This is a genomic window from Amycolatopsis sp. NPDC004772 (assembly GCF_053601215.1).
The window spans coordinates 1-19,034 of the sequence record NZ_JBSGBK010000030.1 but is presented as its reverse complement, the minus strand read 5'-3'; the positions used below and the strand labels follow the sequence as shown (position 1 = coordinate 19,034).

Annotated in this window: 18 protein-coding genes; 9 read left to right on the top strand and 9 right to left on the bottom strand. The window is 71.7% G+C overall.

What is annotated here, in order from left to right; genetic code table 11:
* Nucleotides 1-5: 5 nt before the first annotated feature.
* Both ACWEF6_RS19790 and ACWEF6_RS19785 read right to left on the bottom strand, forming a co-directional pair.
* A complete protein-coding gene (locus tag ACWEF6_RS19790; RefSeq protein WP_043788290.1) occupies nucleotides 6-806 on the bottom strand; it encodes a hypothetical protein in 801 nt (266 codons plus the stop codon).
* Nucleotides 806-2,260 carry a hypothetical protein gene (locus ACWEF6_RS19785; protein WP_449684342.1) on the bottom strand — a complete coding sequence of 485 codons (1,455 nt, stop codon included), beginning with the start codon at nucleotides 2,258-2,260 and terminating at the stop codon, nucleotides 806-808. Before ACWEF6_RS19785 ends, ACWEF6_RS19790 begins: the two co-directional genes overlap by 1 nt.
* 139 nt (nucleotides 2,261-2,399) lie before the next feature.
* Here ACWEF6_RS19785 and ACWEF6_RS19780 point away from each other — a divergent pair, with 139 nt between their 5' ends.
* From ACWEF6_RS19780 to ACWEF6_RS19770, 3 genes are all read left to right on the top strand, one after another.
* A complete protein-coding gene (locus tag ACWEF6_RS19780) occupies nucleotides 2,400-2,837 on the top strand; it encodes a PPOX class F420-dependent oxidoreductase (protein WP_310975115.1) in 438 nt (145 codons plus the stop codon).
* 38 nt (nucleotides 2,838-2,875) lie between these two features.
* Nucleotides 2,876-3,697 carry a coproporphyrinogen III oxidase gene (locus ACWEF6_RS19775; RefSeq protein WP_449684287.1) on the top strand — a complete coding sequence of 274 codons (822 nt, stop codon included), beginning with the start codon at nucleotides 2,876-2,878 and terminating at the stop codon, nucleotides 3,695-3,697.
* A gap of 406 nt (nucleotides 3,698-4,103) precedes the next feature.
* Nucleotides 4,104-6,668 (top strand): PQQ-dependent sugar dehydrogenase, encoded by a 2,565-nt coding sequence (locus tag ACWEF6_RS19770; RefSeq protein WP_449684286.1) that lies wholly within the window; start codon nucleotides 4,104-4,106, stop codon nucleotides 6,666-6,668.
* A gap of 49 nt (nucleotides 6,669-6,717) precedes the next feature.
* Here ACWEF6_RS19770 and ACWEF6_RS19765 read toward each other — a convergent pair whose 3' ends face one another.
* Nucleotides 6,718-7,086, bottom strand: coding sequence for a hypothetical protein (locus tag ACWEF6_RS19765; RefSeq protein WP_310975110.1), 369 nt, complete (start codon nucleotides 7,084-7,086; stop codon nucleotides 6,718-6,720).
* Between the two features lie 162 nt (nucleotides 7,087-7,248).
* Between ACWEF6_RS19765 and ACWEF6_RS19760 the strand changes: the two genes are divergently transcribed.
* Nucleotides 7,249-8,376 carry a hypothetical protein gene (locus ACWEF6_RS19760; protein WP_449684285.1) on the top strand — a complete coding sequence of 376 codons (1,128 nt, stop codon included), beginning with the start codon at nucleotides 7,249-7,251 and terminating at the stop codon, nucleotides 8,374-8,376.
* Here the strand turns inward: ACWEF6_RS19760 and ACWEF6_RS19755 are convergent.
* Nucleotides 8,351-8,959 (bottom strand): TetR/AcrR family transcriptional regulator, encoded by a 609-nt coding sequence (locus ACWEF6_RS19755; RefSeq protein ID WP_449684284.1) that lies wholly within the window; start codon nucleotides 8,957-8,959, stop codon nucleotides 8,351-8,353. The two genes, ACWEF6_RS19760 and ACWEF6_RS19755, sit on opposite strands and share 26 nt — an antisense overlap.
* Before the next feature lie 70 nt (nucleotides 8,960-9,029).
* Here ACWEF6_RS19755 and ACWEF6_RS19750 point away from each other — a divergent pair, with 70 nt between their 5' ends.
* Nucleotides 9,030-9,920, top strand: a complete 891-nt coding sequence (locus tag ACWEF6_RS19750) for a sterol desaturase family protein (RefSeq protein WP_449684283.1) — start codon at nucleotides 9,030-9,032, stop codon at nucleotides 9,918-9,920.
* Here ACWEF6_RS19750 and ACWEF6_RS19745 read toward each other — a convergent pair.
* Nucleotides 9,870-10,829 (bottom strand): glucosyl-3-phosphoglycerate synthase, encoded by a 960-nt coding sequence (locus ACWEF6_RS19745; RefSeq protein ID WP_449684282.1) that lies wholly within the window; start codon nucleotides 10,827-10,829, stop codon nucleotides 9,870-9,872. The genes ACWEF6_RS19750 and ACWEF6_RS19745 overlap by 51 nt on opposite strands.
* 158 nt (nucleotides 10,830-10,987) lie before the next feature.
* On the opposite strand from ACWEF6_RS19745, the gene ACWEF6_RS19740 reads away from it, so the two are divergent.
* Nucleotides 10,988-11,842 carry a hypothetical protein gene (locus ACWEF6_RS19740; RefSeq protein WP_449684281.1) on the top strand — a complete coding sequence of 285 codons (855 nt, stop codon included), beginning with the start codon at nucleotides 10,988-10,990 and terminating at the stop codon, nucleotides 11,840-11,842.
* On the top strand, nucleotides 11,839-12,360 hold the full coding sequence (locus ACWEF6_RS19735; RefSeq protein WP_449684280.1) for a hypothetical protein: 522 nt from the start codon (nucleotides 11,839-11,841) through the stop codon (nucleotides 12,358-12,360). Before ACWEF6_RS19740 ends, ACWEF6_RS19735 begins: the two co-directional genes overlap by 4 nt.
* Nucleotides 12,361-12,363: 3 nt before the next feature.
* On the opposite strand, the gene whiA is transcribed toward ACWEF6_RS19735, so the two are convergent.
* The 4 genes from whiA to uvrC are packed head-to-tail and all read right to left on the bottom strand — an operon-like array spanning nucleotide 12,364 to nucleotide 17,199.
* Nucleotides 12,364-13,356 carry a DNA-binding protein WhiA gene (whiA, locus tag ACWEF6_RS19730; protein WP_449684279.1) on the bottom strand — a complete coding sequence of 331 codons (993 nt, stop codon included), beginning with the start codon at nucleotides 13,354-13,356 and terminating at the stop codon, nucleotides 12,364-12,366.
* Nucleotides 13,356-14,342, bottom strand: a complete 987-nt coding sequence (locus ACWEF6_RS19725) for a gluconeogenesis factor YvcK family protein (protein WP_449684341.1) — start codon at nucleotides 14,340-14,342, stop codon at nucleotides 13,356-13,358. The genes whiA and ACWEF6_RS19725 overlap by 1 nt, the downstream gene beginning before the upstream one ends.
* Nucleotide 14,343: 1 nt before the next feature.
* On the bottom strand, nucleotides 14,344-15,201 hold the full coding sequence (rapZ, locus tag ACWEF6_RS19720; protein ID WP_003101350.1) for an RNase adapter RapZ: 858 nt from the start codon (nucleotides 15,199-15,201) through the stop codon (nucleotides 14,344-14,346).
* A gap of 42 nt (nucleotides 15,202-15,243) precedes the next feature.
* Nucleotides 15,244-17,199 (bottom strand): excinuclease ABC subunit UvrC, encoded by a 1,956-nt coding sequence (uvrC, locus tag ACWEF6_RS19715; protein WP_449684278.1) that lies wholly within the window; start codon nucleotides 17,197-17,199, stop codon nucleotides 15,244-15,246.
* Nucleotides 17,200-17,365: 166 nt separating this feature from the next.
* Here uvrC and ACWEF6_RS19710 point away from each other — a divergent pair, with 166 nt between their 5' ends.
* Both ACWEF6_RS19710 and ACWEF6_RS19705 read left to right on the top strand, forming a co-directional pair.
* A complete protein-coding gene (locus tag ACWEF6_RS19710; protein ID WP_449684277.1) occupies nucleotides 17,366-18,088 on the top strand; it encodes a S1 family peptidase in 723 nt (240 codons plus the stop codon).
* A gap of 64 nt (nucleotides 18,089-18,152) precedes the next feature.
* Nucleotides 18,153-18,929: an exodeoxyribonuclease III gene (locus ACWEF6_RS19705; RefSeq protein WP_449684276.1), complete on the top strand. Its 777-nt coding sequence runs from the start codon at nucleotides 18,153-18,155 to the stop codon at nucleotides 18,927-18,929.
* The last annotated feature ends 105 nt before the right edge of the window (nucleotides 18,930-19,034 follow it).

The window sequence follows — 19,034 nt, the reverse complement described above, 5'->3', positions numbered from 1 at the left end:
CCCCTCTACAGCGTGTCGGACGCCGCGGCGCGCAGCGTGCCCCCGGCGGTCGCGACGGCCACGACGTCGAGCGCGAGCAAGTCGTCGAAGGCGGCGTCGGCGGCGAGTTCGCGGACCTGGATCTGGTAGCGCGGGGTGGTCCGGTAGGTGCCGCCCTGCTCGTCGCTGACCGGGACCAGAAAGCCCTGGTCGGCGAGGAACCGCAGGGCGCGGCTGACCATGCCGCGGGTGGTGTCGGCGGCGAGCCGGCCGTCCTTGGTGGCCGCGGCCGCGGGACGGCGGGTGTAGGCGCGCCAGGCCTGTTCCAGCTCGGGCGCGTCGGCCAGGGGGTCGTTGTTGGCCTCGGCGGCCGCGGCGCGTTCGTCGAGCATCCGCGCGGCTTCGCGGACCATGGCGTCGACCTGCTCGACGCTGACGCGGCCGATGTAGGTGTCGTTGGCGAGGTCGTCGGGCCGCGGATAGCCGAGCGCGGCGGTGGCGAGGTGGATCAGGCCGTGCAGCACCTTCTCGGTCTCGCGGCGCTCGCGGATCTTGGCCTGGCGGGCGTAGGAGTCCATCTTGATCTCGAAGACGGACTCGTCGGTGGCCGCCAGGACCGCGCCGGCCTGCTGGTTGACCTCGAGGACCATCAGGCCGAGCCCGGCGGCGACGGCGTGGGTGAGGGCCTTGAACGCGTTGTCCTCGCCGTAGCGGCGCACGAGGTCGCCGTAGACGACGTCACGCGCGGGCAGCTGCTTCGGCCGCATGCCGAAGGCGACCAACCGGGCCGCGGCCTCGGCGTCCACGCTGCTGTGGGACAGCGCCATTACGCGACCTCCTCTTCTTCATCGGCCCGCTCTACGGCGGCGGTGGACAGGAGCAGGTCGGCGCCGCCGAACTCCGGGTCGTCCAGGAGCGTGCCGTCGTCGACGGCCAGGAGCACCGAGCGGTCGCCCTGGCGGCGGGCCGCGCCGATCCCGGGACTGTAGGCGTGGACCGCGCGCAGCGCGATCAGGGCGGCGAGCCCGGGCTGGCGGCTGCGGCGGGCTTCTTCGAGCAGCCCCGACAGCCGCCGCGGCACTTCGGGCAGGTCGAGCAGTTCGTCGGCCCGCCGCCAGACCTCGTCGCCGAACTTGTCGCTGACCTCGGCGGGCATGAGTTCCGGTTCCGGGATCTCGCCGACCAGCTGATCGCGTTCCGGCGCGGGCCGCAGCAGCAGCGAGACGAGGGAGGACAGCGACGGCACGACCGGCGCGGTGATCCCGGCGGCGGCGTGGAAGAAGTGCTCGGCGGGCGCGACGGCGTCGGCCAGCGGCAGGCCCAGGGTCGGCACGAGGAGCTGGCCGAAGAGGTCCAGGGTGGCGCGCTGGGGCGGGCCGGAGAACTGCTGGCGGTCCTGCTCGGCGCGGAACACCGCGCCCGCGTCGGCCAGCCGGGACTGCAGGCGCGTGTGCCGGCGGATGCAGTCGCCGACGATGTCGACGAGCTCGGCGGCGCGGCGCTTCTTGTCGAGGTCCTCGGTCTCGTCGCGGGCGGTGGTGATGTTCTTGAGGATGGCGTTCTCGGCGCGGAACCGGGCCTCGATGTGGCTCAGCGCGCTGTCGAGCAGCTCCGGGACCTCGCGTTCCCAGTCGACCGACCGGACGTCGCGGCGGGTGGCGTCGAGCTTCGCGCGCAGGGTCTCGCCGTACTGGACGGTCCGGTAGCGGGCCTGCTCGGCGGCGAGCTTGGCGTCGGCGAGCCGGCCGCGGTTGATCAGGTTCTCGAGCTTGACCTCGGCGGCGATCTGCGCGGACTCGACGTCGGTGTCGAGCGCGCCGACCAGGACGTTGATCGCCTCGTCGGTGGCGCGCAGGTAGACCTCGCCGTCGCGGGCGGCCAGCTCGACCAGCAGCTTGAAGTCGAACTGGCGCCGCTGGTAACCGCCCGGCCCGATCGAGCCGTAGACGCGCCGGAAGCCGCGGTCGGTGGTGCCGACGTTGATGAGGTTGTCCAGGACCCACTTGGCCACCCGGACGTGCTCCTCGGGCATCCGCGACGGCGCCTGCTGGGCGATGAACGGCAGCAGCCGGTCGATGACCTCGTCGTGGCCGGCGCCGGTGTCGAAGTCCATCGCGATGGTGACCTGGTCGATCGTGTGCAGCGCGATCTCGGCCATCTGGTAGATCGTGGCGTCGGCCCAGTCGAGCTTCGCTTTCCGCGCGTCGAGGTCGTGCAGCGGCGCGGTGCAGGCCAGCGCCTTGAGGCGGCGCGTCAGCCCCTCGTCGGCCAGGCCCGTCATCCCGGTGTCGTCGTCTCGCACAGCAGGCCAGGCTAGTCGGCCACCCTCTGCGCACGCGCGGGTGACTCCATCCATGCCCCCACCACCACCCTCAAAGGTGGCGCTGACGCGCCGCAGTATTTGCATTAACGTCCCTCCTATGCGTGAGATGAGCCGTGACGAGTGGTGGAAGTTCGCCTCCGAGGGGACCCGGACCGGCATGCTCGGCCTGGTCAGGGCCAACGGCGCCCCGATCGTGACGCCGGTGTGGTTCCTGCTGAACGAAGGCCCGGACGGCGACGAGCTGATCTTCACCACCGGCACCGAGACGCTCAAGGGCAAGGCCATCGCCCGCGACGGCCGGATTTCGCTGGCCGTCGACGACCAGAAGCCGCCGTTCTCCTACGTCCAGTTCACCGCCGAGGCGCGGCTGACCCACGACCTGGACGACATGCTCGCGTGGGCGACCAAGCTGGGTGCGCGGTACATGGGTGCCGAGCGCGGCGAGGAGTACGGCAAGCGCAACGCCGTCCCCGAGGAATCCCTCGTCCGGGCGAAGATCACCAAGGTGATCGCGCGCGCCGACATCGCCGGCTGAGGGCGTTTCGCTGGTAATCTGCCCCTGGGGGTGGGGGTATGCCTTCAGGGGACAGACGCGACGCCGTCAAGGCGATCGTCAGTGCGGGCCAGCGGGAACTGGTGGCCGAGCTGGAACGCCTCGACGGCGGGCGCTTCGGCCGGTCCGGGCGCACGAGACTGCTCGAAAACGGGGACGTCTTCGAACGCGCCGTCGTCAGCGCGGCCTTCTCGGACGAGGACTCCGCGGCCGGGCTGTCGGTCGTGCTGCACCCGCGCAACCCGTACGTCCCGGCGTTCCAGGCGCACTTCCGCTACCGGGAGGCCGCGGAAGCGTGGTGGTTCGGCGGCAGCGTCGACCTCCTCCCCTGCTACGGCTTCGCCGCGGACGCGACCCACTTCCACCGCGTCCTGAAGAGCCACTGCGACACGCTCGACCCGGCGTTCCACGCCCAGGCGAAACGCGCGTGCGACGACCGTTTCCGGCTCCCCCACCGCAACGAAGCCCGCGGCATCGGCGGCATCCTCTTCGACCACCTGAGCCTGCCGGGCCCGGACGGCTGGCGACGCTCGGCGGCCTTCACGGCGGCGGGCATCGCCGCCATCGCCCCGGCGTACTTCCCGATCGTCCACCGGCGCAAGGACGTACCGTACGGCGAACGCGAGCGGCACTGGCAGCTCCACCGCCGCGGCCGGTACGTCGAGTTCACGCTGGTCAACGACGCGACCCAGGCCGACGCCGACACGCTCCTGACGGCGCTGCCACCGTCGGCGCGCTGGGAGTCGGAGTTCGCGCCCGAGCCGGGGAGCGCGGAGGCGGAGCTGGCGGCGTTCCTCGTGCCGCGCGACTGGGCGGCCGAAACTGTCGGTGCCCACCGGTAGAGTCGAAAACGGGGGGGCGCCCCGGCGGCCGCAGCTCGATCGGGCCGCATCACCGCCGCCCGCCGCCTGCGGATCCGCGAGCCCCACGACTGCGGCGGCTACGCCGGAGAAAGCCCGTTGGGGCGCTTGAAGCAGGCTGTGGACCAGCGCGCCCGGCAGCCTCCGATCGATCCGCCGCACCGAAGCATCTCGGTCGCCACGCTGGGCCGTCCGGATGCACTGCCCCGGTGAGCGGGAAACCGTTGGCACGCAGGGTGAGCCATCGTGTCGAGTATTGACAGGGCCCGCTCCCAGGGTGTGTGATCTGTCCCATAGATAGGAAACTTTCCTAACTATTGCCGCCGGTGGTCCGCCGACCATTCCGCCCCGGTCACCCCCTGTCCCCCGACAACGCAGGAGGCTCCCAGTGGCACCCCGTCCACCGTGGCGCGTGGTACTGGCCGGTACCGCCGTCGCGGCGCTCGGCCTCACCGCGGTCAGCCCGGTAAACGCTTTCGCGGCCGATACCGACTACGAGTCCGAGAACGCCACCATCTCGCAGGGCGCGGTCGAGTCGAACCACGCCGGCTACTCCGGCACCGGCTTCGTCAACTTCGACAACGTCGTCGGCAGCTACGTCGAATACTCCGTGAACGCCGCCCAGGCGGGCACGCACACGCTGACCTTCCGCTACGCCAACGGAACCGCCGACAACCGGCCGGTGAAGCTCACCGTCGACGGCGGCGACAAGGGCACCGTCGACTTCCCCGCCACCGGCGCGTGGACGACCTGGAAGACCGTCACCGCGACCGTCCAGCTCACCGCCGGCGTCAACAAGGTCCGCACCACCGCGACCACCGCCAACGGCGGCCCGAACGCCGACAAGCTCACCGACACCTTCACCGCGCCGGTCGACGGCGAACCGCCGTCGCCGCCGTCGAACCTCAAGGCGAGCAACGTCCTGCCCACCGCGGCCACCTTCACCTGGACCGCCGCGACCGACAACGTCGGCGTCGTCCGCTACGAGGTCAACCGCGGCGGCAACATCCTCAAGACCGTCGACGGGAACACCACGAGCGCGACCGTCGACAACCTGACCCCGAACACCGCCTACGACATCTCCGTCGGCGCGTACGACGCCGCGGGCAACCCGTCGCAGCAGAGCAACGTGGTCACCTTCACCACGCCGCCCAGCAACGACACCGCCCCGCCCAGCGTGCCGGGCAACCTGCGCTCCACGAGCGTCACCGCGAACAGCGTCTCCCTGGCGTGGAACGCTTCCACGGACAACGGCGGCACCATCGCCGGGTACGACGTCTACCAGGGCGCCACGAAGGTCGCGACCACGACTTCCCTGAGCACGACGGTCACCGACCTCACCCCGAACACCTCCTACACCTTCACCGTCAAGGCCCGCGACCCCGACGGCAACACCTCGGCCGCCAGCAACGCCGTCACGGCGAAGACCAGCGCGCCGGGCGGTGCCGGGGGCATTCCCGAGTACGACAAGGACATCGCGAAGGTCGACCTCGGCTGGTCGGTGGACTTCCTGCCCAACGGCAACGCGCTGGTGACCGAGCGGGACCGGTTCGAGGTCCTGCTGGTGACGCCGTCCGGCCAGAAGACCACGCTGGGCAAGGTGCCGGGCGCGGTCGGCACGAACGGCGAAGGCGGCCTCCTCGGCCTGGCGATCTCGCCGAACTGGTCGAGCGACCACGCGATCTACCTCTACCACACGGCATCCGGGGACAACCGGATCGTGAAGATGACCTACGACGGCACCACGCTGTCGTCGACGTCGACGCCGGTGCTGACCGGGATCGCGAAGAACCGCTACCACAACGGCGGCCGGATCAAGTTCGGCCCGGACGGCAAGCTCTACGCCACCGTCGGCGACGCCAAGAACAGCGACAACGCGCAGAACAAGAGCTCGCTCAACGGCAAGATCCTGCGGCTCAACCCGGACGGCTCGGCGCCTTCCGACAACCCGTTCTACGCCACCGGCGGCAACGCGCGGTACGTCTGGAGCTACGGCCACCGCAACCCGCAGGGCCTGGCCTGGGACTCCCGCGGCCAGCTGTGGGCGGCGGAGTTCGGCGAGAGCAGCCAGGACGAGCTCAACCTGATCCAGAAGGGCGGCAACTTCGGCTGGCCCAGCTGCGAAGGCACGCAGGGCAGCTGCAGCGGCTTCATCGCCCCGAAGAAGACCTGGTCGACGTCGCAGGCCGGGCCGAGCGGGCTGGAGATCGTCAACGACTGGATCTACATCGCCGGCGTCACCGGGCAGCAGCTGTTCGCCACGCAGATCAACGCCGCCGGCACCGGCGTCGGCACGGTGTCGACGCTCTTCTCCGGCCGCTGGGGCCGGCTGCGCTCGGTCACCAAGACCCCGGACGGCGGGCTCTGGCTGACCTCGACGAACAACGACAAGAACGGCGGCACGCCGTCGGTGCTGGACAACGTGATCGTGCGGCTGAAGTTCCCCGGCGGCGGCACGCCCGGCGGTTTCAAGCTGACCAGCTCCGCCTTCGCCGACAACGCGACCATCCCGGACAAGTACACCTGCGCCGGGGACGGCACGGCGGGCCAGGACCCGTCGCCGCCGCTGGCGTGGGGCGCTTCCGACGGCGCGAAGGGCTACGCCGTCGTGTTCGCCGACGTCGCCAACAGCGGCAACAAGCTGCACTGGGCGATCTGGGACGTCCCGGCGGCCACGCGGTCGCTGCCGGAGGGGCTCGGGGCGGGGTACACCGTGCCGAACCAGGGTGGCGCGAAACAGAAGGCGATGGGCAGCGGGGCGAACGCGCAGAAGTTCTTCGGCCCCTGCCCGGGCGGGTCGAGCCACCCGTACACGTTCACCCTCTACGCCCTGAACACCGCCACGGTCCCCGGCCTGACGTCGTCCTCGACGATGGCCCAGGTCGAAACGGCGATCAAGGGTGCGTCGACGGCGAACGTCGTGCTGCGCGGCAAGTCCAGCGCAGCCGCCTGAAAGCCGCGGCAGGGGTGACCGGAGCGGCGCCGGTCACCCCTGCCGCCCTTCACTGCGTCCCCGACAGCCGGCGCAGGTGCGCGTCGACGTCGAAGCCGTGTTCCTCCAGCCGGCGGCGGGCCAGCAGCAGTTCGTCGGGGGTGAACAGCTCGGCGTACTCCTCGCGCAGCATGACCGCCTCGGAGCTGCGGCCGAGCTGGTTCTTCTCCCAGAGCACGGTGAACCCGCCCGCGGTGCCGGCGCCCCGCAGCAGCAGCCGGGCCGCTTCGACGCCGCCGTGCTCGCGCACCATGCGTTCGAACTGGGCGGGCCGGTAGCCGTAATCCTTGGCGAGAACCCGGCATCCGTCGAGCAGATCCTCGGTGAATCGCGCAGCCAGCCGAGGATCGGCCGGGACGGATGCGGCTGGTTCGGGCATGGGGCAACCTCTCGACGGGACGGCTTCCCAGATTAATCGCGAACCGGCCCCGTTTCGCTACGCCATTCGAGCAACGAATTCGCGAAGAGCACTCTCCGTGTCGACCAAGCGGACAAACAAGGCAAAACGAAACTGTCGGTGCCGTCTGCCATCCTGACTGCCATGCACACCGTGGTCCACGGCGAAGTTCACGTCCACTATGGACAGATCTACGTCCACGACGAGGAAGGAGAGCCGTTCGAGGGTGACCTGCACGCGTGTTTCGCCGGGCAGCGCAACGGGCTGTGCGGCGCCGCGGTGCCCGGCACCCTCTTCCTGATCACCGGGCTGCACACCGGCGAGGTCGGCTTCACCGCCGAGGTGCACCCGGCCGAGCCGCCGGACAGCGGCGCGGAGGACGTCGTCGAGGCCTCCTTCCGCGCCGAAGGCCGTACGGCGCTGGTCACCTGGGGTGGCGGCGACGCGTGGGACCTCGAGCTGACGCCGGGCGACTACCGCGTCCGCTACAGCGGCACGGCGATGGACGCGGGCCGCGAGCGCGACACCCGGCTCGGCGGCGAGCCCCGGCAGGACAGCTACCTGCTGCAGTTCTGGCCCGCGCCGCCGGTTCCGGACGTCGTCGTCCGCGAAACGAGCGCGATCGCGGCCTACTGGCACGGGTTCGCGCGGGAGCTGCCCCCGCCGCCGACGGACGAGGAGCTCGCGCAGCGGTGGGAAGCCCGCCGGCGGGCCGAGGAGGAGGCGCGGGCGAAGGCGGAACAGGAACGGCTGCTGCGGGAATGGGGTGGCGTGCTGCCGCCTTCACCGGTGCGCGAGCTGCCGCCGGGTTCGCTGCGGGAGTTCGCCAAGCGCGATCGGGCCCTGGTGGGAGCCGCGGTCACCGCGGGGCCGGAGGTCTGCCGCGCGCTCGCCCGCCGGGTGGCGCACCTGGCGTTCGAGCGGGCCGGGCTGGACGGCGTCGGCTGGATCGCCGACGGCTTGCGCGCACTGGACGAAGGGAGCCCGCTGCCGCCGCCGTTCGGCGACTGGGCCGCGGCGTGGGATCGGCTGCTGTCGGATCCGGAAGTGCCGCAGACGCTGGTGCGCACGCCGGACGGGCGGCACGACAATGCGTTGCAGCAGGCCATGGCGTTCCCGGCGATCTTCGCCGCGGCGGGCGAGGACGCGTGGGAGGCGTTGGGGTCGGCCTTGTCCGCGGCCGAGCACACCTACGGCGACGATCGGGCCCGGCTCCGGGAGGAGGTGCGTGCGGCGCTGGCGGAAGTCACCAGCCGAACAGGCCACCCATGATCCGCGCGCACCGGGCCGTCATCGCGCCGGCGTCTTCGTCGGGGCGGTCGATCCACCAGCTGATCAGCGAGTCGACCACGCCGGTCCACACCTGCGCCACCGCCTCGATGTCCGCCGGGTCGGCCAGGCCGCGCGAGGTCAGCAGCTGCGTGGCGCCCAGCACCGCGAACGCGTCGAGCCGGCGGCGGTAGTCCGCGGCCGCCGCGGCGATGTCGCCCGTGGAGGGCACCGTGGCGTCGCGCAGGAGGCGCCAGGCGTACCGGTCGTGATCGAACGTCGTGAAGATCGCCGAGAGCACCTTGAGCGGCATCTGGTCGGGCTCGCCGCCGGCGGCCATGGTCGTCGCGACACCGTCGGTGAGGCGGCCGCCCGCGCGGTGGAGGCAGGCCAGGTACAGCCCGTCCTTCGAGCCGAAGTACTGGTACAGCAACGGCTTCGTGACCCCGACCCGGCGCGCGATCTCGACCATCGATGCGCCCGCGTACCCGGCCCGGCCGAACTCCTCGGTGCCGGCCACGACGAGCTGGGCCTCGCGCTCTTCGCGGGGCATCCCCTTGGTCCCGACCGCCCTTGACTCCGTCACACGGGAGAGCCTACCGTGCGTAAAGTGACCCGAGGGTAAGTTACCGTATGGTCAGATTCGAGGAGGCGACGTGGCCGACTTCCTGGCGCACCTGCGCGACCCCGTGCTGTTCGCGGTTCCGGTGTTCCTGCTGTTCGTGACGATCGAAATCGTCGCCGTGCACGTGCTCGGCCACGACGACAACGTCGTCGGCTACAGCGTCGCCGACACGCGGACGAGCATGCTGATGGGCACGGTCGCCGTCGGGGTCAACACGCTGTTCCGGCTCGTGATGCTGGTCGTGTTCGCGGCGCTGTTCGAGCTGGCACCCGTCAAGTTCGACCCGCGCGACTGGTGGACGTGGGTGCTCATGCTGCTGGGCCAGGAACTCGTGTTCTACGCCTACCACCGGGCCAGCCACCGCGTGCGGCTGCTCTGGGCCGGGCACCAGGTGCACCACTCCAGCGAGCACTACAACTTCTCGACGGCGCTGCGCCAGAAGTGGACCCCGTACTTCCAGCTGCCGTTCTGGTCCGTGCTGGCGCTGTGCGGCATCCCGCCGTGGATGATTCTGACCGGGCTGTCGATCGACCTCGTCTACCAGTTCTTCGTGCACACCGAGAAGGTCGGCAAGCTGCCGCGCTGGTTCGAGTACGTCTTCAACACCCCGTCCCACCACCGCGTCCACCACGGCAGCGACGAGGAGTACCTCGACGCCAACTACGGCGGGATCCTGATCATCTGGGACCGCATGTTCGGCAGCTTCGTCCCCGAGGGCAAGCGGCCGACGTACGGGCTGACGAAGAACATCGGGACGTACAACCTGCTACGCGTGGGTTTCCACGAGTACGGCTCGATCCTGCGCGACCTCCGGGCGGCCCGGACGTGGCGCGAGCGCGCCGGGTACGTGTTCGGGCCGCCCGGCTGGCCGCTACGCGATGTCCCGCAGGGCGAGGCTGTTGAGGGGCGGGCGCTGCGGTGAGGTGAGGTCGGTCAGCACGATCTCCCGCTCGACGCCGGGTGACGTCCCGCGCCGGAACTGGGCGAGCAGCGTCGCCGGCGGGGCCGCGGTGACCAGCCGGCCGTGGCGTTCCAGCCGGTCGAAGAGCGTCTGCATGATCTGCCCGGACATCCGGCCCAGCGCCTGGGTGCTCTGGTGGCGGTGCGCGCGGTGGCCGAGGTCGACCTGCGCGAGCGCGTCGAGGCCGCGCAGTTCGAGCAGGTCGATCAGGTGCCCGACCTCGACGCCGTAGTTCGCGACGAACGGGATGCTCTCCAGCACTTCCCGGCGGCCCGCGTACTCCCCGGCGAGGGGCTGGACGAACCCGGCGAGCTCGGGCCAGAACATGTTGAGCAGCGGCCGGGCGACGAGTTCGGTGACCCGGCCGCCGCCGTCGGCCTCGGTGCCGAGCGGGCGGTGGTAGAAGCCCTTGACGTAGGCGACCGAGGGGTCGGTGAGCAGCGGGCCGAGCAGCCCGGTGACGTAGCCGGTGGTGAAGTCGTACAGGTCGCCGTCGACGAAGACGACGAGGTCGCCGCTCGTCGCCGCGACACCCTTCCACAGCGCTTCGCCCTTCCCGGCCAGGCCTTCGAGGCCGGGGAAGACGGCGTCCTGCGCGACGACGTCGGCCCCCGCGGCGGCGGCGACCTCGGCGGTGGCGTCGGTGGAGTGGCTGTCGACGACGAGGATCTCGTCGACGAGGCTGCCGTGCAGCTCGTCGCGGATGGCACCGACGATCGCGCCGACGGTGGCTTCCTCGTTCCGGGCCGGGATGACGACGGAGACGGTGGTGCCGCGTTTGGCCGCGACGAGCTCCTGGGTGGTCCAGTCCCCGGCCTTGCTGCTGCGCCGGGAGAGCCAGGTGCCGATTTCCGGCGAAACCTGCAGCATGCGCTTCCCCTTCCCTCGTTCGCTTCCGAGGTTCGGGGGCCCGCGTTTCCGGCACGGCTCCCGGGCGCTACCGCGGTGTTACGAGATGGCGCGCCGTGTTAATCAGGCTGACGGCCGCAGGCAACGCGCCTAGGCTCACGGCGAACCGAGGGGGAAGAGTGCGCGAAGCGATCCGGCCGTTCCGCTGGGACCTCGTGCGCCCCGACCACCTCGGCACCCTGCTCGACGGCCTTCCCGAGCCGGACCTGTGGTTCCTCGACGACCTGATCGAGTGCGCCGCGAAGGTGCTGGCCCGGTCCGGGGACGGCGAGCTCCACTTCGTCGGCCGGTCCGCGGACTCCGTCTTCGACCTGCTCGGCGGCGCCTTGCCCGACCCGGGCCGGCTGCACTTGCTGCCGTTGTCCACCACGTGGCTGAGCGGCTGGCCCGCCACCCGGCTGCACCCGGCCGAAGTGGCGCAGCTGCGCGCCAACCTGGCCGCGCACGGCCTGCACCCGGCCGGGCTCGCCCGTGGTGCGCGCCCGATCACCTTCGCGGACGTCGTGTCCACCGGCCGGACGCTCGAGCAGCTGCTCGGCATCCTGCGGAACTGGGCCGCCGACGAACGGGCCGACTGGCCGGCGATCCGGCGCCGGGTCCGGATCGTCGGCCTGACCCGGCGCACGCACACCAGCCCGAACACCCGCCGGTGGCAGCAGCACGCGGACTGGGCTCGCGACGTGCCGATCCGGAACGTCTCCGTCGAGTCCGCGCTGTTCAGCTACCTCGCCGACCACCAGCACAAGCTGACGCCGTCGTTCGGCCGCTACCGGTGGGCCGACGAGGAGGTCCGCCGGCCCGGCCACGACCACCGGACCCGCCGGGCGCTGGCCGAAGCGGCCGCGATCGCCGAGGCCGGGCGCACCCCGGCCGTCCGCGAAAAGCTGGTCCGGGTGCTCCAGCGCGAACCCGCGATCGCCGAGCCGTGGCTGCGGGAGCTCGTCGGGCGTCTCACGTCGAAGGGGAGCACATGACCGCAGCGCACGACGACCAGGACCGGCGGTTCCGCCTGGACGTCCTCGCCATGATCGTCCAGGAGGAGTTGCTCGCGGCCGGGTTGCCGGTGCTGTCCGGCAACGATCCGACCGGCTCGGTCGGCGCCGTCGTGCACGCCGACGTGCCGGAGCTTCGCGGCGTGACGGTCGACTGGCAGGCCCACCGTCTCTTCTGGGACGCCAGCCAGGAGGCCTGGGCCGAGGATCCGCACCAGGAAGGCGCCGAATGCGCGGCGTTCGGCAAACTGGCGGTCGCGGTCGGCGAAGCGATGGCCGAGGCGATGCGGAAGATCCTCACCGCGGCCGGGTTCGAAGTCACCGACAGCGGCGACGACTACTCGCCGGACCAGCTGCTGGTGACCCGCTGCCTGGCCCGCTCGCCCTGGCAAGTGCGCCGCGAGGCCAAGTTCGAGCGGCAGCAGGAGTCGATGCGGGCGGCCTGGAACGCGCGGCACGCGGCCGAATGCCCGAACCACGGACCGGACAGCGACCGCTGAGCCTCAGGCCTCTTCTTCTTCCAGCATCTCCGGGGTGACCGCCGACTCGGTGTCCGGGATGTTCAGGTCCTTGGCCCGCTTGTCCGCCATTGCCAGCAGCCGCCGGATCCGGCCCGCCACCGCGTCCTTCGTCATCTGCGGGTCCGACAGCTGCCCCAGCTCTTCCAGGGACGCCTGGCGGTTGGACAGCCGGAGCCGGCCTGCGGCCAGGAGGTGGTCCGGGGCCGTGTCGCCGAGGATCTCCAGGGCGCGCTCCACCCGGGCCGCCGCCGCGACCGCCGCGCGGGCCGAGCGCCGGAGGTTCGCGTCGTCGAAGTTGGCCAGGCGGTTCGCCGTCGCGCGGACTTCGCGGCGCATCCGGCGCTCTTCCCACTGCAGGACGCTCGCGTGCGCGCCCAGCCGCGTCAGCAGCGCTCCGATCGCGTCGCCGTCGCGGACCACCACGCGGTCCGCTCCCCGGACCTCGCGGGACTTCGCCTGGATGCCCATCCGGCGGGCCGCGCCGACCAGGGCCAGCGCCGCTTCCGGGCCCGGGCAGGTCACCTCGAGCGAGGACGAGCGGCCCGGCTCGGTCAGGGAGCCGTGCGCGAGGAACGCGCCCCGCCACGCCGCTTCCGCGTCCGCCACGCCCCCGGACACCACGGCCGCCGGCAGGCCGCGCACCGGGCGGCCGCGCTGGTCGATCAGCCCGGTCTGGCGGGCCAGGCCCTCGCCGTCCTTCACCACGCGCACGACGTACCGGGTGCCCTTGCGCAGGCCGCCGCTGGCGGTGATCACGTGGACGTCCGAATGGTGGCCGTACAGCTCGTGGATCTCCTTGCGCAGCCGTCGCGCGACCGAGCCCGTGTCCAGCTCCGCCTCCACGACCACCCGGCCGGCCACGATGTGCAGCCCGCCGGCGAAGCGAAGCAGCGACGCGACCTCCGCCCGGCGCGGCCCGATCTTCGTGATCTCCAGCCGGCTCAGTTCGTCCTTCACCGCGGCGGTCATCGCCATTACTGCCCCTCCCTGCCTTTCGCTCCTCCCCCGTGCTCCCCGCCGAGACCGAGAGCCTCCCGCATGCACAACGCGAGCGCATCAGGATCATGCCGTCCCGGCACTTCGGGGTCGCCCACCGCCCCCAGGTGCGCCCGGCCGCCCAGCCGTTCGGCCGCGCGCCGGAGATTCGCCGGGTCGGGCACGGAATCGCGGTCCGCGATCACCGCGTCGACCCGCAGATCGGGCGCGTGCTCGAAGAGGACGTCGAGGTGCCGCTCCGGCGAGAATCCCGCGGTTTCCCCCGGCTGGGGGACAAGGTTGAGCACGAGCACCTTCGTCGCGGCCGTCCTCACGAGCGCGTCGTGCAGCCCCGGTACGAGCAGGTGCGGCAGCACGCTGGTGAACCACGAGCCGGGCCCGAGGAACACGACGTCGGCGTTCAGCACCGCCTGGACCGCTTCCTCGCACGCCAGCGGCGGGCGCCCGGCCCGGCCCGGCGAGCGCAGGCTGACCCGCCGCACCTGCCCCGGAGTGGTGGCCACCGCGACCTGGCCGCGGATCGTCCGCAGGGCCGTCGGGTCCTCGCTGTCGAGGCCGCTGACCTGCCCCTCGATCTCGAGCGGCTCCGGCGACATCGGCAGCACCCGGCCCGAGACGCCCATCAGCCGGCAGGCCTCGTCGAGCGCGGCGACCGGGTCGCCGAGCACCTCGAACAGCCCGGCCAGCAACAGGTTCCCCACCGCGTGCCCGGCCAGCGCGCCGTCGCCGCCGAAGCGGTGCTGGAAGACCTCGGCCCACAGCGTGCCGCCGTCCTCCGCGGCGAAGGCGGCGAACGCCTGCCGCAGGTCGCCCGGCGGCAGCAGCCCGAGCTCGCGCCGCAGCCGGCCGGACGATCCGCCGTCGTCGGCCACGGTCACGACCGCGGTGACGTCGGGGGTCACCCGCCGCACCGCGGACAACGTGGCGTGCAGTCCGTGGCCGCCCCCGAGGGCGACCGCGCGCACGTTATTCACGACCAAGGTCGCGGTGCACCACCTTCACGGCCATACCGTCCTCTTTGGACAGACGCTGGGCGAGCTCGACCGACAGCGCCACGCTGCGGTGCTTGCCGCCGGTGCAGCCGACGGCCAGCGTCAGGTACCGCTTGCCCTCGCGCTTGTAGCCGGCGCCGATCAGCCGCAGCAGCTGGTGGTAGCGGTCGAGGAACTCCTCGGCCCCCTCCTGCGAGAGGACGTAGTTGCGGACCTCGCCGTCGAGCCCGGTGTGCTCGCGCAGCTCCGGGATCCAGAACGGGTTGGGCAGGAACCGGACGTCCATCACCAGGTCGGCGTCCATCGGCAGGCCGTACTTGTAGCCGAAGGACAGCACGGTGACCCGGGTCTGGGTGCTCGCCTCGGACCCGAACGCGTCCTCGATCTTGGCCCGCAGGTCGTGCACCGACAGCGACGACGTGTCGAGCACCAGATCGGCCTCTTCGCGCAGCGGCTCCAACAGGGTCCGCTCCGCGGTGATGCCGTCGGCGAGCCGGCCGTCACCCTGCATCGGGTGGCCCCGGCGGACGGCCTCGAAGCGCCGCACCAGCACGGCGTCGGTCGCCTCCAGGAACAGGACCCGCGGCTTGTAGCCCCGGGCGTCGAGGTCCTTGATCACCGAGGCCAGGTCGTCGGTGAACGCGCGCGAGCGCACGTCCATCACGACCGCCACCTTCGTGATCGCGCCGCGCGCCTGCGCACCCAGCTCGACCATGGTGGCGATCAGCTCCGGGGGCAGGTTGTCGACGACGAACCAGCCCAGGTCCTCCAGGCACTTGGCCGCCGTGCTGCGGCCCGCCCCGGACAACCCGGACACGACCGCGACCTCCATGCCGGAGCCGCGGATCTCCTCTTGCGCACTCACTGTGTTTCCCTACTCCCCTGCTCCTGTGCCGTTGCTCGCGCCGGACTCCCCGGCCAGCGCGGCGACCACGGCCTCCGCGGTGCGCCTGCCGAAGCCGGGCACCGCCTCGATCTCTTCGACCCTGGCCTGCTTGAGCTTCTTCACCGAGCCGAAGTGCTTGATCAGCGCGGTGCGGCGAGCCTGCCCCAGCCCGGGCACACTGTCCAATTCGGACGTCTGCAGCCGCTTGGAGCGCTTCTCGCGGTGGTAGGCGATGGCGAACCGGTGGGCCTCGTCGCGGAGCCGCTGCAGCAGGTACAGCCCCTCCGACGTCCGGGGCAGGATCACCGGATCGGGGTCGGCGGGCAGCCAGACCTCTTCCAGCCGCTTGGCCAGCCCGACCACGGAGATGTCGGTGATGCCGAGCTCGGCCAGCACGTCGGCGGCCGCGGTGGCCTGCGGGCCCGCACCGTCGACGACCAGCAGGTTCGGCGGGTAGGCGAACTTCTTCGGCCGCCCGGTCTCCGGGTCGAGGCCCGGCGTGCTCGACTCCTCGGCGGTTTCCCTCAGATAGCGGTAGAACCGCCTGCGCACGACCTCGGCGATCGAAGCGACGTCGCCCTCGGTCGCCGCCTCCCGCAGCGCGAAACGGCGGTACTCGGACTTGCGCGCGAGCCCGTCTTCGAAGACGACCAGCGACGCGACGACGTCGCTGCCCTGGATGTGGCTGATGTCGATGCACTCGATGCGCAGCGGCGCGGTGTCGAGGCCGAGGAACTCCTGCAGTTCGGTGAGCGCGGCCGAGCGGGCCGTGAGGTCGCCGGCGCGGCGCAGCTTGTGCTGGGTGAACGCCTCGCCCGCGTTGCGCTGCACGGTCTCGGCCAGGGCCTTCTTGTCGCCGCGCTGCGGCACCCGCAGCTGGACCCGCGAGCCGCGCAGCCCGGTGAGCCACTCCGCGACCGCCTCGGCGTCCGCCGGCAGCTCCGGCACCAGGACCTCGCGCGGGACGACCGGGCCGGCGTCGACGTCGTCGCGGGCGTCGAGCTCGGCTTCGTCGCCGTAGAACTGGGTGAGGAAGTGGTCGACCAGCGCCGGGACGTCCATCTCCTCGGCCTTGTCGATGACCCAGCCGCGCTGGCCGCGGACCCGGCCGCCGCGCACGTGGAAGACCTGGACGGCGGCTTCGAGCTCGTCATGGGCGAACGCGACGACGTCGGCGTCCGTGCCGTCGCCGAGCACGACGGCCTGCTTCTCCATGGCGCGGCGCAGGGCGCCGAGGTCGTCGCGCAGCCGGGCCGCGCGCTCGAATTCCAGCTCCTCGGACGCGGCGGCCATCTCGGCTTCCAGGCGCTTGATCATGACGTCGGTCTTGCCGGCCAGGAAGTCGCAGAAGTCCTCGACGATGTCGCGGTGCTCGTCGGCCGAGACGCGGCCCACGCAGGGCGCCGAGCACTTGTCGATGTAGCCGAGCAGGCAGGGGCGGCCGATCTGGCCGTGCCGCCGGAACACCCCGGCCGAGCAGGTGCGCGCCGGGAAGACCCGCAGGAGCAGGTCGAGCGTCTCGCGGATGGCCCACGCGTGCGCGTACGGGCCGAAGTACCGGACGCCCTTCTTGCGCGCGCCGCGGTAGACGTGCAGGCGGGGGAACTCCTCGTTCAGCGTCACCGCGAGCACCGGGTAGCTCTTGTCGTCGCGGTAGCGGACGTTGAACCGCGGGTCGAACTCCTTGATCCAGTTGTACTCGAGCTGGAGGGCCTCGACCTCGGTGGTGACGACGGTCCATTCGACGCTCGCGGCCGTGGTGACCATCTGGCGCGTGCGCGGGTGCAGGCCGGAGAGGTCGGCGAAGTAGGAGTTCAGCCTGCTGCGGAGGCTTTTGGCCTTGCCGACGTAGATGACCCGCTTGGTCGCGTCACGGAACTTGTACACGCCAGGGGCATCCGGGATGCTCCCCGGCGAGGGACGGTAGGTGGTCGGGTCAGCCACTCCTCCAGACTATGGGGCGGCACCGACAGTTTTCGCACACCCCCGGGCTGCCCCATCGGAAGTAGGGTGTTCGTCCGTTTCCGACCTTCGTCGGTGTCCGCATCCGTGACGCGGTGGTTACTTTCCGACCGGCCGATCCGGTCCCCCTGTCGAAAGGATCACCGCCGTGACCTCTCTCCGTCTCCTCGGCGCCGCCTCCGCCGCGGCCGTCGCGCTGACCCTCGCCGGCGGCGCGGTCGCCTCCGCGGGCGTCCAGCCGAACATCGTCGGCGGCGGCACCGCCCCGACGGTCTCCTGGGGCGCCCAGGTGTACGTGAACACGCCCGGACGCGACTACCAGGGCTTCAACTGCTCCGGCACGGTCATCGCGTCCCGCTGGGTGCTGACCGCGGTGCACTGCCTCGACCAGGACAACTCGGGGATGTACGTCCGGGTCGGCAGCAACACGCTGCTCTCGGGCACGAAGATCGCCGTCGACGGCGAGTACGAATCCCCGAACGGCGACATCGCGCTGCTGCACCTGGCCTCGGCGACCGGCGCCGCGCCGATCTCGCTGGGCAGCTCGGACCCGGCGACCGGCAGCACGAACCAGATCTACGGCTGGGGCCGCACCACCCCGACCGGCCCGCCGGCGACGGCGCTGAAGACGGCGAACGTCCAGGTGACCGGCCGGTCCACGGACGCCTACGGCGGCCGCGCGATCCAGAGCGTCGGCGTCAACGGCTCGGCGTGGAAGGGCGACTCGGGCGGCCCCCAGGTCTCGGGCGGCGTGCAGGTGGGCGTGGCGTCGACGGTGCAGAACCAGAGCGGGTCGAACACGCGCGGCACGAACAACTACGCGAGCGTGGCGGCGAGCCGGTCCTGGATCCGGACGACCGCGGGCGTGTGAGTCCCCGGGGCGGCGCTCCGGCGCCGCCCCGGTTTTGTCGGTGGCGTGTGCGATGCTCGCAGGCATGCGGATCGCCACCTGGAACGTGAACTCCATCGTCCCCCGCCTGCCCCGGGTCCTGGGTTTCCTGGAGGAGACGGCACCGGACGTGCTGTGCCTGCAGGAGCTGAAGAACACGACGGAGGCGTTCCCGGCGGCCGAGATCGAGGCGCTGGGGTACGAGGTCGCGGCGTACGGGCTCGGGCGCTGGAACGGCGTCGGCATCGTGTCGCGGGTGGGGCTGACCGACGTCGTCCGTGGGCTGCCGGGCGAGCCGTCGTTCGAAGGTGCCGCGGAGGCGCGTGCGGTGGGCGCGACGTGCGGCGGCGTGCGGGTGTGGTCGGTGTACGTGCCCAACGGGCGCGAGCCGGACAGCCCGCACTACGCGTACAAGCTGGAGTGGCTTTCGTCGCTGCACTCGCTGGTCGCTGCGGAGATTGCGGCCGGGCCGTTCGCGGTGCTCGGGGACTTCAACGTGGCCCCGACGGACGCGGACGTCTGGGACATCACGCTGTTCGCGGAGTCGACCCACGTGACGAAGCCGGAGCGCGACGCCGTGGCCCGCCTGCGGGACCTGGGCCTGTCGGACGTCTTCCCGCGGCCGCTGAAGTACGACCACCCGTTCACGTACTGGGACTACCGGGCGGGGAACTTCCCCAACAACAAGGGCATGCGGATCGACCTGGTGTACGGGAACGAGGCGTTCACCGACGCCGTCACGGATTCCTATGTGGACCGGGACATGCGGAAGGGCAAGGGGCCGTCGGACCACGCGCCGATCGTGGTCGACCTGGACCTCTGACCCACCGGCCCCAAGCGCCCCAATGTGGCGTTGGTTGCGTCCAGCGCACCCAATGTGGCGGGGGGGGGGGGGAACTCCACCACAACCAACAAGATAGAGGATAGC

Coding starts and splice junctions, on each gene's coding strand:
- ACWEF6_RS19790 (WP_043788290.1), bottom strand. CDS start 806: ATGGCGCTGTCCCACAGCAGCGTGGACGCCGAGGCCGCGGCCCGGTTG.
- ACWEF6_RS19785 (WP_449684342.1), bottom strand. CDS start 2,260: ATGACGGGCCTGGCCGACGAGGGGCTGACGCGCCGCCTCAAGGCGCTG.
- ACWEF6_RS19780 (WP_310975115.1), top strand. CDS start 2,400: ATGCGTGAGATGAGCCGTGACGAGTGGTGGAAGTTCGCCTCCGAGGGG.
- ACWEF6_RS19775 (WP_449684287.1), top strand. CDS start 2,876: ATGCCTTCAGGGGACAGACGCGACGCCGTCAAGGCGATCGTCAGTGCG.
- ACWEF6_RS19765 (WP_310975110.1), bottom strand. CDS start 7,086: ATGCCCGAACCAGCCGCATCCGTCCCGGCCGATCCTCGGCTGGCTGCG.
- ACWEF6_RS19760 (WP_449684285.1), top strand. CDS start 7,249: ATGCACACCGTGGTCCACGGCGAAGTTCACGTCCACTATGGACAGATC.
- ACWEF6_RS19745 (WP_449684282.1), bottom strand. CDS start 10,829: ATGCTGCAGGTTTCGCCGGAAATCGGCACCTGGCTCTCCCGGCGCAGC.
- ACWEF6_RS19735 (WP_449684280.1), top strand. CDS start 11,839: ATGACCGCAGCGCACGACGACCAGGACCGGCGGTTCCGCCTGGACGTC.
- whiA (WP_449684279.1), bottom strand. CDS start 13,356: ATGGCGATGACCGCCGCGGTGAAGGACGAACTGAGCCGGCTGGAGATC.
- rapZ (WP_003101350.1), bottom strand. CDS start 15,201: ATGGAGGTCGCGGTCGTGTCCGGGTTGTCCGGGGCGGGCCGCAGCACG.
- ACWEF6_RS19705 (WP_449684276.1), top strand. CDS start 18,153: ATGCGGATCGCCACCTGGAACGTGAACTCCATCGTCCCCCGCCTGCCC.